At 66.5% G+C, this 15,678-nt stretch carries 11 protein-coding genes and 1 pseudogene; 5 read left to right on the top strand and 7 right to left on the bottom strand.

Going from position 1 to position 15,678, the window contains the following annotated elements; translation table 11 throughout:
• Positions 1 to 106: 106 nt before the first annotated feature.
• From OKW41_RS20295 to OKW41_RS20325, 7 genes are all read right to left on the bottom strand, one after another.
• A complete protein-coding gene (locus OKW41_RS20295) occupies positions 107 to 4,096 on the bottom strand; it encodes a hypothetical protein (protein ID WP_429573757.1) in 3,990 nt (1,329 codons plus the stop codon).
• A 368-nt stretch (positions 4,097 to 4,464) separates the two neighbouring features.
• On the bottom strand, positions 4,465 to 5,568 hold the full coding sequence (locus tag OKW41_RS20300) for a porin (RefSeq protein WP_429573758.1): 1,104 nt from the start codon (positions 5,566 to 5,568) through the stop codon (positions 4,465 to 4,467).
• Positions 5,569 to 5,812: 244 nt separating this feature from the next.
• On the bottom strand, positions 5,813 to 6,745 hold the full coding sequence (locus OKW41_RS20305) for a LysR family transcriptional regulator (protein ID WP_429573759.1): 933 nt from the start codon (positions 6,743 to 6,745) through the stop codon (positions 5,813 to 5,815).
• 86 nt (positions 6,746 to 6,831) lie between these two features.
• Positions 6,832 to 7,785, bottom strand: coding sequence for a DUF979 domain-containing protein (locus OKW41_RS20310; RefSeq protein WP_429573760.1), 954 nt, complete (start codon positions 7,783 to 7,785; stop codon positions 6,832 to 6,834).
• Complete coding sequence (locus OKW41_RS20315; protein ID WP_018422102.1) at positions 7,782 to 8,549, bottom strand: DUF969 domain-containing protein; 768 nt, start codon at positions 8,547 to 8,549, stop codon at positions 7,782 to 7,784. Before OKW41_RS20315 ends, OKW41_RS20310 begins: the two co-directional genes overlap by 4 nt.
• Positions 8,550 to 8,673: 124 nt before the next feature.
• Positions 8,674 to 12,339: a hydantoinase B/oxoprolinase family protein gene (locus OKW41_RS20320; RefSeq protein ID WP_429573761.1), complete on the bottom strand. Its 3,666-nt coding sequence runs from the start codon at positions 12,337 to 12,339 to the stop codon at positions 8,674 to 8,676.
• Positions 12,340 to 12,537: 198 nt separating this feature from the next.
• Positions 12,538 to 12,987, bottom strand: a complete 450-nt coding sequence (locus OKW41_RS20325) for a hypothetical protein (protein ID WP_429573762.1) — start codon at positions 12,985 to 12,987, stop codon at positions 12,538 to 12,540.
• Between the two features lie 94 nt (positions 12,988 to 13,081).
• Here OKW41_RS20325 and OKW41_RS20330 point away from each other — a divergent pair, with 94 nt between their 5' ends.
• From OKW41_RS20330 to OKW41_RS20350, 5 genes and pseudogenes are all read left to right on the top strand, one after another.
• Positions 13,082 to 13,321, top strand: a complete 240-nt coding sequence (locus OKW41_RS20330) for a hypothetical protein (RefSeq protein WP_429574389.1) — start codon at positions 13,082 to 13,084, stop codon at positions 13,319 to 13,321.
• Positions 13,285 to 13,635 (top strand): annotated as a pseudogene (locus OKW41_RS20335) (EscN/YscN/HrcN family type III secretion system ATPase); the annotation flags it as partial. The gene OKW41_RS20330 and the pseudogene OKW41_RS20335, both read left to right, overlap by 37 nt.
• Before the next feature lie 11 nt (positions 13,636 to 13,646).
• The gene (locus OKW41_RS20340; RefSeq protein ID WP_429573763.1) at positions 13,647 to 14,135 is read left to right on the top strand and encodes a type III secretion system protein; all 489 of its coding nucleotides are present in this window, start codon (positions 13,647 to 13,649) and stop codon (positions 14,133 to 14,135) included.
• A 65-nt stretch (positions 14,136 to 14,200) separates the two neighbouring features.
• Complete coding sequence (sctT, locus tag OKW41_RS20345) at positions 14,201 to 15,031, top strand: type III secretion system export apparatus subunit SctT (RefSeq protein WP_429573764.1); 831 nt, start codon at positions 14,201 to 14,203, stop codon at positions 15,029 to 15,031.
• A gap of 51 nt (positions 15,032 to 15,082) precedes the next feature.
• The gene (locus OKW41_RS20350; protein ID WP_429573765.1) at positions 15,083 to 15,526 is read left to right on the top strand and encodes an HrpB1 family type III secretion system apparatus protein; all 444 of its coding nucleotides are present in this window, start codon (positions 15,083 to 15,085) and stop codon (positions 15,524 to 15,526) included.
• Positions 15,527 to 15,678 lie beyond the last annotated feature (152 nt).

Here is a 15,678-nt window from a genome sequence, read left to right on the forward strand (position 1 = left end):
AAGCGGTGAGTGAATCTTTTCATTCGCCGCCGCGCCTGACGCCGTTTTGTGATGGTTTGTTACCTTCTGGGGCGGCGCGCCGATGCCGGCGCGCCGCGAGCTGCCGTTACGCGTCCAGGTCGGCCTCGGTCGGCAACCGTCGACGCAGCTGCGAAGGCCGCACTTCGCTGACGGTCATGAACAGCGGATCCGGCACGCGGTTCGTCGAGTGATCGGCCTTTTTCTCGGTGCGCAGATAACGCTCGTAGCTGTCGCGGCGGGCTTTCACGTCCTTGTCGTCGAAAACCTGCTCGTAGTTGCGCAGCGTGATCTTCTCGCTGATGCCCGAGTAGCTATCCGGATGCCCGTCGGTCTGCGCGCGCTTGCCGAGTTCGTCGCAGAGCATGTAGAGCGGGTTCAGCACGCGCACGTTCATCGCATACGCCGCGTCGCCGTGCGCCTTGATGCCGATGGCGAGCGCGTCGGTACCGAACAGCAGACGGTCCTGATGCTTGTTGAACAGATAGAGCCAGTTGTTGTTGTCGTTGCCGTGGTTGTCCATCAACTCGTAGAACGCATCGCGCGTCGCCTTGTCGTCGAGCGCTTTGCCAAGCCGATGCTGGAAGTCCTGCTGCGCGAGCAGATAGGTCTGGCGGATGTTTTCCGCCGCCACCCGGTGCACCGACGCGAGATTCAGGTCGCCCATGTCGTCGCACTTGTCGGCGCGGCCGCCTTCCTCGGCGAACGCCTTGTAGGTCCGCAGCAGGTTCTGCAGGCCGTCGCACAACTCCGGCGCGAGATTGCGGCGCTTGAGCGAATCGTGCACGTTCTCGATGATGTCGTGGCCGATGAAGTCCCACGACAGATCGAGCGACAGCACGTCCTTCAGATCCTCTTCGGACAGCAGCGAATCGAGGCTGCGCGTGTGATCGGTCGATTCCGCGGTGAAGCGCGAGATGCCCGCGCCGTGCGCCCAGATGAAGCGCGGCTTGATTTTCGGCGCGTCGAGAATGCCCTTCTGGCGCAGGATGTCGTTCTGCTGCCAGTTGAGTGACTTCACCGCGTTGCGGATGTTGTTCATCACCTGCTGCGCGTAGCGGTTCTTGTCTTCCGGCGTGCCGCGGTCGCAGTGCAGGATCACCGGCAGCCCGCGCTGCGCGGCGCCTTCCAGCAGCTGCGCGGTGGCCGGGCTGTCGAGATCCGGTTCGCGCGGATTCTTGCCGCTGACGATCTCCTTCTTCCACGTAACCTCGCCGACGGCCTTGTACGCGCCGGGGTCGGTGCGCATGCGGCTGTCCATTTCGTCGCCGATGGTGTTGCCGTCGGTCACGTCGAAGCCGGTCATGCTGAGGTCGAAGCGGTCCTTCTGCTCGGGCGACAGTTCGCGGTACTGATCCATCAGCGGCTTGTCGTGGTCGCGGTAGTAGATGTCTTCTTCCGAGTTCGCGTAGTACTTGCGATCCGGCCGCGGATTGCGCTGCTGCGACGGAATGCCGGCGAGGTTGGTGCGCTCGACGCCGCTCGCTTTCATGAATTCGACGAGATGACTGAGCGAGTTGACGCGCCCCGAATAGCTGGTCGGATGGAAGTGCGCGTCATGCGTCAGATACTTCGGGAGGTGGGGAATGCGGATCTTCAGGCTCATCGCGCCCGCCATCAGGCCGCGATGGACTTCGGGCATGTTCTCCGCATCACGCCACATCGCCAGGACCATTTCCTTCACCTGCGCCTCGCCGGGGTTGGCGCCGTCCGCACTCGGCACCGCGTCCGCTCGCAGCGTGCTTTCCTCGGCCAGCGCCGCGAGGAACGCGGGACCGACTGCCTTCCTGAAACCGGCCACCGCTTCGCGATACGCGCGCGTCGAGCGGCCCGCTTCGAGGTCGTCGTCATCGTGCGCGAGCGTCGCGAGCGGCATCGCGCCCGGCATCGTGAGAGTCGGGTCGTCTTCGATTTCGCCCGCACGGTCCAGCTCTTTTTGCAGCGCGTTGATCGTCACGCGGCCTTCGCGGAACGCGTTGACGAAATAGTTCATCTTGTCTTTCAGCACGGCCGGATCGGCGACGTTCGCGAAGCCGAGCACGAGGCGGTGTGCCAGTTGCTGCTCGTCGGCTTCCGGCTCTTCGCCAGGGCGGCTCTGTCCGGACAGCACGTTCGCGAGAATCAGCAGCTTCGCGCCGCTGCGGTCCGGCGGCGTGCCGGGCTTCAGCGATTCGTCGATCACGCGATCCAGCTCCGTGCGCAGCTTGTCGGTATCGTCCGGCGCGGCCTGCATGCGGCCGGCGAGGCGGATCATCACGTCCTTGACGAGCAGGTTGCGGCGTCCGGTCGGGTCGAACGACGCGCCGACCTGCTGCGCGCTCGCCTTGCCGATGCTGTGCTGGACCAGCTTGTCGACGAAGCCGTTGGCCGCCGACATGCGGTCGAACTGGCGCAGCGCGGCGAACACCGGCGCAAGCTGAACGCCGGCGCGCATCACGCGTTCGTCGGCCAGTGCGCCGTCCGGTCCGCCGACCTGGTATTGCGATTGCAGGATCAGCGCCTGCACATCGCGCAGCCGGTTGCGCACGTCCTGCATCGCGAAGTTGATCGGCTCGCCCGCCTCGGCGGCTGTCGTCGCGACCCGGATCGATTTCGACGCGGCCTGGATCATGCGGTTCATCTTCGCCACCGTGGCATCGGGCACCGTGGTGACGCGGCCGCCGTTGCCCAGCTCCGTTGCGAGTGCATCGAGCTGCGTGGCCAGATCGCGGGCGCGATCGAGGTGCGCGGGTCCGGCCTCGCCCTCGCCGGTACGGAAGGCGCGGCCGAGGAACGCGTCGAAGGCCGTCTCGAAGGTATCCTTGCTCTCTTCGCCCCAACTGCCCGACGCGATCCGTTCGCCGATGTCGTCGAGCAGCCCTTCGAATTCGCTCATCGCCGACTTCGCTATGTGCTGTACAGCCACGTCGCTCGCGGCGATCGCGTGCCGGTTCGCGAACTTGCCGGAATGATCGACAAACTTCGTGTACGCGAGCCGGCCGAGCAGGGCGGCACCGAAATACGCGCCGATGCCGCCGAAGATCGTGACGAAGCTCTGCAGCGACTGATTGGGGGCGGGGGCGAAGTGCTTGATCGTGCCGGCGGTGGCCGCGCCGAAGAGCGAGCTGAACGCGCCGGCGACCATCTCCTGCTGCTTCAGCTCAAGGGTCGTGCGATCGCTCCACTTCGGCACTTCGCGCAGATAGACGCCGCTTTTCAGCGTGCGGTTATGGTCGATCTCGGGCAGCTTGTGCGCTTCGGACACGCCCTGCTCGCTCAGTGTCCGCTTCGCGAAGAAGTAGAGGAGCCCCTGCATCACCAGCGCCATCGCCGCACCCGACGTGGCGGACTTGAGCAACGGGTCCCACGGCGACGTCAGGGGCAGGCTCTCCAGCGCGTTGATGCCGCCATAGGTGAGCAGGTTGCCCGCGAGCATCAGCGCATCGCCGCCGATCTTGTGATACGGGCCGGAGATGGCCGAGCCGGAACTGCCGATCAGCAGCGATGGATTCGCGCCGCCGAGCCAGCGCGTGACCGCCGAAGTCAGTTCGGGATTGATCACCGACGTAGCCGCGAGCGTCGCACCGTACGCGAGACCCTGCCAGCTCTCCGGCGTGGCGGACGACACCATGGTCGGAATGCCGAAGCCGAACATGTTGCTGACCACCGCCGCCGCGAGATTCGCGAGCGCCTGCTTCGCGTGCGGCGTCATCGGCGCCTGCGGCTTTTGCGACAGATTGCGCAGATACGGAGCCGCTTCGTCGAGGTAGCGGCTGACGTCGTCGTCACTCGCCTTTTCGGGGTCCTTGCTGTCGGCGCTCTTGAGCGCGCCGGGCAAATCGCGGTTGTCGCGCATCGTGGAGCGCAGCGCGATCCGCGACGTGCGCACGGGGTCGATACCGGCGGCATGGCTGCCTTCGCCTTCTTCGGTGCGGTTGCTGCCGGTCGCGCGAGACGTGACTCCGAGATGCGAAGCCCGGTTGCGCTGCGGCTGTGGTGCCGGCGTCGACGCCTGAGGATCGGGTGCCGACGTATCAGCCGGGGAAAGGGACGATTGCGGCGCGCGGCTCGGGTCCAGTCTGCTTGATGAAGGCATCATCACGTTGCTCCTTGGGGCAGGGGGTCTGCTCGTCCGCTGCCGCTCGCACGTTGCGCGAGCGTCGGGGATTCGCATCGACTCGTTGGGTGTCACGACGCGTGCGCGCGGCGGCTGCCGCGGCCTGCGATCCGGTTCGGGCGCCTGCTGCGGACGGGTGAGAGCCGCAGGTTCGCCATAGTTCACACAATGGCTGAAGCGGTGATGTCGCCGGCGCGCACAGACGAAGTCGTCAGCGGGATTGCGAAGCGTGCGGCGGCGCTACGCGAGAGGTGAGAGGCGAGAGGCGCCCTTGAAACGGAGGATTGCCGCGAGAGAAAGCGATGCGATGCGGCGCGCGCCGTTTGACGGAACGGTGCGCGCCGCGCGCATCAGAACAGCGTGCGCAGGCTCAGGCTGGCGCCGAACTGGTTCGCCTCGCCGCCGAGCGCGAGCGGCCCGTTCGGATCGTTGACCGACGCGCCAGATAGGTGGCTGCGGTCGACTTCCAGATACACGTCGGTGCGCTTCGTGAGGATGTAGTCGGCAATGCCGTACACGGTCTGGATCGAGCCGGTCTTGCCGGGCGACACGTTGTTCGCATGGTCGTATGCATACGACGCAATGAAACGCCATTGCGTGGTCGGCTGCCAGCTCGTGCCGACGCGCACGAACAGGTCGTTGCGCGCTGACGTCTGCGGGCCCGCGGCGGTCGTCACGTTGCTGATGATGTTGGTGTTGGCGAGCGGGCCGGTGGTGCCCGATGCGGCGACCGAGAAGCCGGCGTCGCGACGCGCGTCGATCGTGTACAGGTAGAGGCCGACCGGACCCCACGCGTAGGTGCCGCCCGCCGAGCCGACCAGCAGCTTGTGTCCGGCGCCGTCCTTCGACTGCGCGCCGGCAATGCCCGCCTTGCCGCCCGTGAAGTAGTAGATCAGCGACGCGCTGGTCGTGCTGCCCGCCGAGTTGCTGCCGGGCTGTCCGCCGAACGAGCGTTGCGCCTGCAACGACACCGGCCCGAAGCGGTTTTCGTATTGGGCCGTGTTGTCGAAGCGGATGCCGGTCAGGAACAGCGACCAGTCGGTTGCGTTGATGTTGCCGCCGCCGAGCGGGTCGAAGTTGAACGCGTAGAAGCTGTAGATGCCGCCGTATTGGCGGCCGAGCTTCAGTGCGCCCCACGTGTCGCTCTGCAGCCCCACCCACGCGAAGCGGCCGAACAACTGGCCTTGCTGATCAAACTTGCCGGTGCCGACATTGAAGCCCGATTCGAGCTGAAAGATTGCTTTCAGTCCGCCGCCCATATCTTCGGAGCCTTTCAGGCCCCAGCGGGTGCCGTTGATCGCGCCTTCGTTCAGACCGAGACTGTTGCCGCCCGGGTTGCTCTGAAAGCGGATCGACTCGTCGATGAGCCCATACAGCGTGACGCTCGACTGCGCCCACGCACCACCGCAGGTCAGCGTGAGCGCCGCCCCACATGCAAAGCTTTTGATGTTCATAATCATCCTTATCCTTGTTCTTCCCGACGCCGCCGAAGTACCCCGCCGTCCGGCGCCACCGTTTTCCGGCAACCGGAATCGTCGGTTCAGCCGCGCGCGAGGTAGAGCAAGAAAATTAAATCGTCCGGATAAGGAATTCGCATGAGACATCGCGGTGCGAATAGGACATCGCTGCGCATGCAACGGTGCCGCAAAATGCACTGCAAACCGCCGCCGCGATGCGCTCGCGGCGACGCTGTGCGCATTACACGAACACGCGTGCCGCGTGTTCGCCTAGACGCTCTGCATAGCGGCGCACCGTGCCGATCGCGACTTCGACGAGGCGGTCGGTCCAGTCGGTGCCGTCGCGCCACGCAACGACGAACGGCATCGGCGGCGGCAATTCGATGCCTTCCAATTCGCACAGCACGCCTTGTTTCAGCAGGTCGGGCACCATCGCCGGCGGCATCGCGGCCACGCCGAAGCCCGCCTGGATCAGCTTGGCCATCGCGGCCACCGAATTCACACAGCTCACGCGCGACTCGCCGATCCCGTACGACTGCATCAGCCGCATCAAATCCTGGTGCGGGCGCGAATGGCGCGAGTAGGTGATAAGACGCTCCTCGGCGAGCCGGCGCAGCGCGGCCGTGGGCGAGGCGGCAGGGGGCTCGGTTGCGAGGCGCGAATCGGCCGCCGCAATCCAGCCGAACGGTAACTCGAGCAGTTCGACGCTGCGGATCGTCTCGTCGCGCAGCATGTCGGTCTGGATGATTAGGTCGAGCATTCCGCGGCGCAACTGCTCGTTGAGCGTGAGCGCGGTCTCGGTGACAACCTCGATGTCGAGGTTCGGGTACTGCTCCATCACGTCGGCGACGAAATCGACGAACCACGAGTGGATCGCGCTGTCCATCGCGCCGATGCGGATCGTGCCGAACGCGAGCTTTTCGTCGTGCACCGACGCGCGCAGCCGCGTCATCGATTCGCTGACCTGCACCGCGTACATCAGCACGCGTTCGCCGGCGCGCGTGAGCCGCGCGCCCGTCGGGCCGCGTGCGAACAGCTTGACGCCGAGTTGCTGCTCGAGCGCGAGAATACGGCTCGAAATCGCAGCCTGAGTCGAATGGAGCTTGTCGGCCGCGAGGCTGAAGCTGTGCAGCTTCGCCACCCAGATAAATGTTTCCAGAAACTTCAGGTTCACGTCGTCTGTTTCTCCTGAGGCAAGCAGGGGCCGCCGGCGCCCCTGCTGCATGTCGGCCCGCGCGCGCCGACCCGTCCGGCGAGCGCTCAGGCGAACATCAGTGTGTTGAGCAGCACGACGTTGACGGCCAGCAGGATGAGCGCGGTAGGCACCTGCGCGCGAATCACGCCGTATTTGTCGGGCAGCTCGAGCAGGGCGGCCGGTACGATGTTGTAGTTGGCCGCCATCGGCGTGAGCAGGGTACCGCAATAACCGGAGAACATGCCGATTGCCGCCATGGTGGCAGGGTTGCCATGGAACACGCCGACCAGCACCGGCACGCCGATTCCGCCCGTCATCACCGGGAACGCGGCGAAGCCGTTGCCCATGATAACGGTGAAGAGCGCCATCCCGATGCAGTACACCGCGACCGCTACGAAGCGGTGGTCCAGATCGATGTAGGTGGTGCTCAGGTGCGCGACCGCCTTGCCGACGCCCGCGTCGGCGAACACGAGCCCCAGCATGCCCAGCAGTTGCGGCAGCACGACCGCCCACGACAGCGCGTCGATGAGGCGCCGCGTTTCGCGGATCGACTGGCCGACGGTATCGCGCGTGAGCCGGCACGCGAGCGCCAGCGCGACGATGCAGCCGATCCCGAACGACACGAGCGTGACGTTCTTCGGATCGAGGAGCGCGTGGCTGCCGAATACCAGATGCGCGGACAGCAGCGTGCCGACGACGGTGACCGCCGGAATCGTCAGCGCGGGCACGAAGAGCCGGTTGCCGAGCTGCTTTGCCCGTTCGCGCAACTCGGCCTCGGCGCGCACGCGCGGCTTCGCGCCGGTCACGCCGCCGAAGCCCGCGACGAGCGCCATTACGATGACGATTACGCCCGTCACCGCGGTCGGCAGCACGTCGCCCGCGAGGAACACAACGCCGTACAGCATCCAGAAGCCGCCCGCGAGCCAGCGCTTCGGGTGGTCGCGGTCGCTGACGATGACGCCGCCGATCACGAACAGCAGCACGCCGAGCAGCCAGAAAAACCAGGTGAGAGAAATCATGCGTGATCTCCTTGAGTCGGCGCGGCGGCGAGCTCGGCGCTCGCTTGGTCGTTTTGCTCATGTTGAACGGCGTTGCCGCCGCAGCGGCGCGCGAGCCAGCCGTCGAGGCGATGAAGGCGCACGCTTTGCACGATGAACGCGGCGAGTGCGGTCGGCATGCCCCATACCGCGACGTGCATCGGTTCGACCGCGATGCCCGCTTCCTTCAGGAACGTCACCATCAGCACGATCGCGCCGAATGCGACGAAGATGTCCTCGCCGAAGAACAGGCCCACGTTGTCGGTCGCGGCGGAGAACGCGCGGATGCGGTAGCGCTCGGTGTCGCCGAGCTTGCCGAAGCGCGTTCGCGCGGCGCCCTCGGCCATCGGCGCGATCAGCGGACGCACCATCTGCGGATGGCCGCCGAGGCCCGTCAGCCCGAGCCCGGCCGTGGTCTCGCGCACGAACAGATACGCGATCAACAGACGTCCCGGCGTCGCGGCGCGGATGCCGCCGATCCAGATCTGCGCGCGCTCGCGCAGGCCGTGCCGCTCGAGCAGCCCGATCACCGCGAGCGGCAGCAGGATGATGAGCGGAATCACGCGGGTCTTCACGAAACCGCTGCCGATCGCTTCGAGAATCCGCTCGAGCGGAAAGTGCGCGGCGAAGCCCGTGACGATGGCCGCCGCGGTGACGATCAGCATCGGATTGAAGCGCAGCAAGAACCCCGCGATGATCACGAGGACGCCTAGCAGAGGATAAAGATTGACTGCTGCCGGGTGCATGGTCAGGTCTCCTGTCGGTCTGGGTTGGTTAGGCTGGTGGTTGGAATCGCCGCGCCGCCTGCGGCGGCACGGCATGGAAGGGCGGCGCGCTCCCCGATACGCTCTCGCGCCGCCGCCCGTTCAGTCAGGCTGCGTGCCCATAGCCGCCGCCGCCCGGCGTTTCGATCACGAACACGTCGCCCGGATTGACCTGCGCGGTGTGGGTGGCGCCGAAGCGGTCCACCGCGCCGTTCGCGCGCTCGATCCAGTTGCGTCCCGGCCGGCCGTCCTCGCCGCCCGCGAGTCCGAACGGCGCGACGCGGCGACGGTTCGCGAGAATGTTCGCGGTCATCGCGCGCGTGAAGCGGATGCGCCGCACCGCGCCGTCGCCGCCTGGCTGCAGCCCGGCGCCGCCGCTGCCGGTGCGGATCCCGTGCTGCTCGACGATCACCGGGAAGCGCCACTCGATCACTTCCGGATCGGTCATGCGCGAGTTGGTCATGTGCGTTTGCACCGCCGACGTGCCCGGATGGCTGGGTCCCGCGCCGGAGCCGCCCGCGATCGTTTCGTAATACTGCTGGGTCTCGTCGCCGAACGTGAAGTTGTTCATCGTTCCTTGCGAGCCGGCCATCACGCCGAGCGCGCCATACAGCGCGTCGGTGATCGACTGCGAAACCTCGACATTGCCGGCCACCACGGCAGCCGGATACGCGGGGTTCAGCATCGAGCCGTGCGGAATCACGATGTCGATCGGGCGCAGCACGCCTTCGTTCATCGGAATGCTGCCGGCGAGCAGCGTGCGGAACACGTACAGCACGGCGGCCTTGCACACCGAGCGCGGCGCGTTGAAGTTGCTGTTGCGCTGCTCGCTCGTGCCGGCGAAATCGACGCGCGCGCTGCGCTTGTCGTGATCGATCGACACCTTCACGCGGATCACGGCGCCGTCGTCCATCGCGTACGCGAACTCGCCGTCGGCGAGCGCGTCGATCGCGTCGCGCACGGCTTCCTCGGCGTTGTCCTGCACGTGGTTCATGTACGCGAGCACCACGTCGGCGCCGTAATGGTCCACCGCGCGCAGCAGTTCGTTCGCGCCGCATTTGCAGGCGGCGATCTGCGCGGTCAGGTCGGCGATGTTCTGGTCGACGTTGCGGCTCGGCCACGGGCCGCTGCCGAACAGCTTGCGCACCTCGTCCTCGAGGAAGCGCCCCTCTGCGACGATGCGCACGTTGTCGAGCAGCACGCCTTCTTCTTCGATGGTCGTGCTGTTCGGCGGCATCGAACCCGGCGTGATGCCGCCGACGTCGCCGTGATGGCCGCGCGCGGCGACGTAGAACAGCAGCGCGCCGTCGTCGCCGTACACCGGCATCACCACGGTGATGTCGGGCAGGTGAGTGCCGCCGTTGTACGGCACGTTCAGCATGAATACGTCGCCGCGGCGCATGCTCGCGCCGTGCTCGCGGATCACGCTCTGCACGCTGTCGCTCATCGACCCCAGATGCACGGGGATGTGCGGTGCGTTCGCGATCAGCCCGCCCGCGCGGTCGAAGATCGCGCACGAGAAGTCGAGCCGCTCTTTCATGTTGACCGAGTAGGACGTCTTTTCGAGCGTCACGCCCATCTGCTGCGCGATCGACATGAAGATGTTGTTGAACACCTCCAGCTGCACCGGATGGCGAGCGGTGGTGATCGTCAGCGCCGCGGCTCCGCGCTCAGCTTCCTGCCGTTCGAGCAGCAGCGTGCCATCGTCGAGCACGCGCGCGCTCCAGCCCGGCTGCAGCACGATGGTGGAAATGTCCTCGGCAATCAGCGCCGGGCCTTCGATGCGCGTGCCCGCGGCGAGCGTCTTGCGCATACGCAGCGGCACCGCGCGCAACGCGCCGTCGACGAACATCGGCACGTCGCTCGCCGCGGTCTCGCCGCTCTGCGCCAACGGCGCGCCGATGCGCGGCTGCGTGCCGGTCTGGCCGACCGCCTCGACGACGATCGATTCGATCACGAGCGGCTTGCCGGACATCACAAAGCCGTAGCGCTTGCGATGCAGCGCTTCGAACGCGCGGGTCATCGCGGCGGCGTCGCCGAACGGCACTTCGAGCGTCGAGTCGGTGTTCTGATACTTGAGCCGCACCGCGCGCATCGCGTCGACCTGCGCGCGCGCCACGCGCTGCGCGGTGACCTGCGCGATCGCGTCGGTTTCGAGCGCTTCGTACGCGGGTTCGAGCGACGAAGCGGCGGCTGCGTCGAGCGTCGCTTCGACGGCTTTTTCGCGTAGTACGCGCAGATCGGCGAGGCCCATGCCGAACGCGGACAGCACGCCCGCGAACGGATGCAGCACGATGCGGCGCATGCCGAGCGCGTCGGCGACCGCGCACGCGTGCTGGCCGCCTGCGCCGCCGAACGCGCACAGCGCGTAGTCGGACACGTCGTGACCGCGCTCGACCGAAATCGTCTTGATCGCCTGCGCCATGCTGTCGACGGCGACCGTCAGAAAGCCTTCGGCCACCGCTTCGGGGCTCATCCGCTGGCCGGTTTCGCGCTCGACCTGCGCGGCCACTTCGGTGAAGCGGTGCCGCACCGTTTCGGTGTCGAGCGGCAGATTGCCTTCCGGTCCGAACACATGCGGGAAGTGTTCGGCCTGCACGCGGCCGAGCATCACGTTGCAGTCCGTCACCGTGAGCGGGCCGCCGTTGCGATAGCTCACCGGGCCCGGATACGCGCCGGCCGATTCCGGGCCGACCTTGAAGCGTCCGTTCTCGAAGCTGCAGATCGAGCCGCCGCCCGCGGCCACCGTGTGAATGTCCATCATCGGCGCGCGCACGCGCACGCCCGCGACCTGGGTCTCGAAGACGCGCTCGTACGCGCCGTCGTAATGGGCGACGTCGGTCGACGTGCCGCCCATGTCGAAGCCGATCACCTTGTGTTCGCCGACCGCCTCGCAGGTCTTCACCGCGCCGACGATGCCGCCGGCCGGTCCCGACAGGATCGCGTCCTTGCCGTGGAAATGACCGGCTTCCGCGAGACCGCCGCTCGACTGCATGAACATCAGGCGCACGGAGCCCGTCTGACCCGACACGCGCTCGACGTAGTCCTGCAGCACCGGCGACAGATAGGCGTCCACCACGGTGGTGTCGCCGCGGCCGACGAGCTTCATCAGCGGACTCACGCGGTGGCTCACCGAGATCTGCGTGAAGCCGCATTCGCGCGCGAGCGCCGCGACGCGCAATTCGTGCTCGGGGAAGCGATAGCCGTGCATCAGCACGATCGCGACCGACGTGATGCCGGCCGCGCGTGCGGCCTGCAGGCCGGCGCGCGCGGCAACCTCGTCGAGCGGCTGGAGCAGTTCGCCGCGCGCGCCGACACGCTCGTCGATCTCCAGCACGCGCTCGTACATTTGCGCGGACAACTGGATGTGGCGCGCGAAGATATCCGGACGCTCCTGATAGCCGATGCGCAGCTGATCGGCGAAGCCGCGCGTGATCGCGAGCAGCGTGCGTGCGCCCTTGCGTTCGAGCAGCGCGTTCGTGGCGACCGTGGTGCCCATCTTCACGACTTCGATGCGCTCCTGCGGCAGCGGGTCGGCGGCGGCGAGGCCGAGCAGGTCGCGCATGCCCTGCACGACGGCGTCTTGATAGCGGTCCGGGTTCTCCGACAGCAGCTTGTGCGTGACGAGCGCTCCGTCGGGCCGACGCGCGACGATGTCGGTGAAAGTGCCGCCGCGGTCGACCCAGAACTGCCAGCGGCCATCGTCGGCGCGCTCGTTGCCCGGTGTCTTCCCCACGTTCTGGTCTTGATCGGTGTGCTGCGTGTTGTTCATCTGTTTCGAGCTCCGTTGAATCAGGCTGCACTGGCGGACGCGTCTCGACGGCGGCCGGTCCATATGCAGCATGGCGCAATTGTGGAAGCGTCGGGCCACGCGAGTCCAGGCAGAAAAATAAATCCGGGGTATAAAAAAATCGTATATCGCCGGCAGGTCATTGTTTCTGCCGTGCGAATCCCAATTCTTAATGTCCATTCATGGGTTATCGATCGGGATTTGCCCCGTATTTATCGTCCCCAATAGTGGGTTTCCGATGAAAGTCGAAAGAAAATTTTGTGGGCTTTTCGAATAAGAAACGCTAGCGGTTGATAAATCATTGTGTTCGAATACGCCGGCCAGCTTTCGTCGGATCATTGGCGCGAGCGGTGCGGGGGCGTCGAAACCAGCATGGAGCAAGGCTTTCCGGTCATGCATCCCGGTCATGTTGCGCGCGAAACGGAAAGCAGCGGGAAAGAAGAGAGAAAGAAGCGGGAAAGAACCCGGAAAGAACCCGGAATGAACCCGGAATGAACATGGAAATAGGCGGGAGAGAAGGCGGATAGAAGAAAGGGCAGGATCGCAAATGAAATCGGAGAAAAACAGCCTAAAGATATGCGCGGTGAATGCCGTCAACCCGCTTGCGCCATGAGCACGCAGTCCGGTCATTCCGGGCTCGCGAGCCTGAATGTCGCGACGTGCCGGACGGACGCTGCGCGGTAGTGGCGGTGGCGGCCGCAACAATCAACGAATTGAACAGAGCATGCGAAAGCTGGCAGTCGGTATCGGAATGACGATGTGGCTGGGTTGCATGGCAGTGACCTTTGCGGTGGCTATGGCGTCGGAGGAGCAGGTGATCGTCGAGGGCGCGCAGCGTGCGGGCGAAACCGTGCGCGTGAGCGGCCAGCGCGTGCCGTTGCTGCACGCGCTCGAACAGATCGTGCCGGCGAGCTACAGCGTCAACGTGCCGAACGCCGGCGCGGGCTGCTCGACGGCCACATGATCCTGTCGCGCGAGATGGCCGCGCAAAACCGCTATCCGGCCATCGACGTGACCGCCAGCCTGTCGCGCGTGATGACGCAGGTCGTGAGCCGCGAGCACGTCGCGCTCGCCGGCCATATCCGGCGCCTGATGGCGCACCACCACGAAGTCGAATTGCTGCTGCAGGTGGGCGAATACCAGGCCGGCAGCGATCCGCTTGCCGACGAGGCGATCCGCAAGATCGATGTGATTCGCGGATTTCTCGGTCAGCCGACCGACCTTCTGGTCGACTTCGACGAGACGGTCGGCCTGCTCGGCCAGATCGCGCAAGGCTAGCCGGGCGCCCGATGAAAGACCGCCGTTTGATCGCCCTCGAACGCGTGCTGTCGCGCCGCCGCGCGCACGAGCGCAAGCTCAACGCCGCGCTGGCCGCGCGCCGCGACCAGGTTCTCGCGCTCGAAACCGAGCTATCGGCGCGAAGCGAAGCCGCGGGCCGCGAAGCCGGCGAACTCCGGCGTCAGGACGGCGACATCGACGCGATGATGGGCGGCAGCACGTTCCGCGCCGATCAGTTGCTGATGCTGCGCGAGTACCGCGCGGTGGCGGCGGAACGGCACGCCGCGCTGGCCGCCGAGGCCGAACGCGCGCGCGGCGCGCTTGCCGACGGCGAAGCGGCGGTGCAGGCCGCGCGCGGCGAGATTCTGCGCAACCGCGCGCGGGTCGACATCTACGCGAAACGCCGCGACGCGCTGGTGCGCTCGCTCGCGCTCGCGCTGGAAGACGCCGCCGACGAGGAAGCCGCCGAGAATCGCCGGCCTCAGCCGCGGCCGTTCTGAGCGGCGCCCGAGCACAAGACCCATTAGCAACCCAAAACGTTTACCGAACCGTCAGCGATAGAGCGATGAGCGAGATTACTTTCGAAACCCTGCTGTCCGGCCACCATCTGGTCGGGTACTTGACGCTGCTCGCGCTGTGCAGTGAACGCCTGATGGTGCTGATGGTGGTGTTTCCGCCGACCTCGGACAACGTGCTGAGCGGCCGCGTGCGCACCGGCCTCGCGCTGCTGTGGAGCAGTTTCGTCGCATGGGGGCAGGGCAGCGCACTGGAGAACAAGAGCGCGCTGATCCTCGTCGGGATCGGTTTGAAAGAGGCGTTGATCGGCATCGCGCTCGGCTTCGCGGCGTCGACGGTGTTCTGGGCCGCCGAGAGCGTCGGCACGTATGTCGACGACCTGACCGGCTTCAACAACGTGCAGATGACCAACCCGAGCCAGGGCCAGCAGACGTCGCTCACGTCGACGCTGCTCAGCCAGTTTGCGATTGCCGCGTTCTGGCTGCTGGGCGGCATGACGTTTCTGCTCGGCGCGCTCTATCAATCGTATGCGTGGTGGCCGCTCGCCGACCTGACGCCGATCGCCAGCCACGTCCTCGAGAGTTTCGTTTTGCAGAAGACCGATTCGCTGATGGAGATCGTCGCGAAGCTCGCCGCGCCGATGATGCTGATGCTGCTCCTGATCGACATCGGCTTCGGCTTCACCGGCAAGGTGTCCCAGAAGCTCGATCTGCATTCGATGGGGCAGCCCGTGAAGGGCGCGCTGACGATCCTGATGCTGGCGTTGATGGCGGGCGTTTTCATCGACCAGGTGCGCGATCAGCTGTCGCTGAGCGGCATTGCCGACGACGCACGCGCGCTCGCAGGCGCACATGGCGATACGCCGACGCATGCGCGTTGACCTGTCGGCCGTGGCCATTTCGATCGACGGCTGTTGCACGGAGAAATCTGGATGAGTGAGCTGTTGGACTACGACGACCATGACGTCGTGGCGGGGATGATCGATGTGCTGTGGGCGGGCGCCCATCTGGACGCGTTGACGGACCTGCACGATCTGCTCGGCGCGATCGGCGTGCTGCGGTCCGATGCGGTCGCGCCGCGCGTGGCGATCGCGTGGTGGCACGTGCGCGCGCGCGCGTGGGACGAAGCGCTCGCCGAGCTGAGCCGCACCGAACGGGAGGTCGACTTCCCGTCGCTCGGCAGCGCGCTGATGGCGGTCTGCCTGTACGCGCGCGGCGAGCCGGCCTGGCGTGCGTACGCGCACGCGGCCGTGCGCGCGGGCGACGACCCGACGGCGTTGCGCACCGCGCAGGCGCTGCTGGACGCGCCGAGGATCGCGCGCGAGCGGGTCGGCGCGCCGCAGCGGCGGCTGCGGCTGGTGCACGGCGCGGCATGAGCGTGGAAATGGGCGTCTCGTGCAGCAGACAGCGCCGGTTCGCGTCGCGTTCGTTTCGTTCGCATCGACGCGGCCGCGCAACGCCGGATGCGCGAGACTGGCTGCGATGAACGAAATGCCCCGACCGCCGGTCGCGGATGCGGGAACGGCAG

It is taken from the genome of Paraburkholderia sp. UCT70 (genome assembly GCF_050434085.1).
Classification (GTDB): domain Bacteria; phylum Pseudomonadota; class Gammaproteobacteria; order Burkholderiales; family Burkholderiaceae; genus Paraburkholderia; species Paraburkholderia tuberum.

Excerpts from the sequence above, each read along its gene's own strand:
- OKW41_RS20295 (WP_429573757.1), bottom strand. The coding sequence starts at position 4,096 with ATGATGCCTTCATCAAGCAGACTGGACCCGAGCCGCGCGCCGCAATCG.
- OKW41_RS20300 (WP_429573758.1), bottom strand. The coding sequence starts at position 5,568 with ATGAACATCAAAAGCTTTGCATGTGGGGCGGCGCTCACGCTGACCTGC.
- OKW41_RS20310 (WP_429573760.1), bottom strand. The coding sequence starts at position 7,785 with ATGATTTCTCTCACCTGGTTTTTCTGGCTGCTCGGCGTGCTGCTGTTC.
- OKW41_RS20315 (WP_018422102.1), bottom strand. The coding sequence starts at position 8,549 with ATGCACCCGGCAGCAGTCAATCTTTATCCTCTGCTAGGCGTCCTCGTG.
- OKW41_RS20320 (WP_429573761.1), bottom strand. The coding sequence starts at position 12,339 with ATGAACAACACGCAGCACACCGATCAAGACCAGAACGTGGGGAAGACA.
- OKW41_RS20325 (WP_429573762.1), bottom strand. The coding sequence starts at position 12,987 with ATGACCGGACTGCGTGCTCATGGCGCAAGCGGGTTGACGGCATTCACC.
- OKW41_RS20330 (WP_429574389.1), top strand. The coding sequence starts at position 13,082 with ATGCGAAAGCTGGCAGTCGGTATCGGAATGACGATGTGGCTGGGTTGC.
- OKW41_RS20340 (WP_429573763.1), top strand. The coding sequence starts at position 13,647 with ATGAAAGACCGCCGTTTGATCGCCCTCGAACGCGTGCTGTCGCGCCGC.
- sctT (WP_429573764.1), top strand. The coding sequence starts at position 14,201 with ATGAGCGAGATTACTTTCGAAACCCTGCTGTCCGGCCACCATCTGGTC.
- OKW41_RS20350 (WP_429573765.1), top strand. The coding sequence starts at position 15,083 with ATGAGTGAGCTGTTGGACTACGACGACCATGACGTCGTGGCGGGGATG.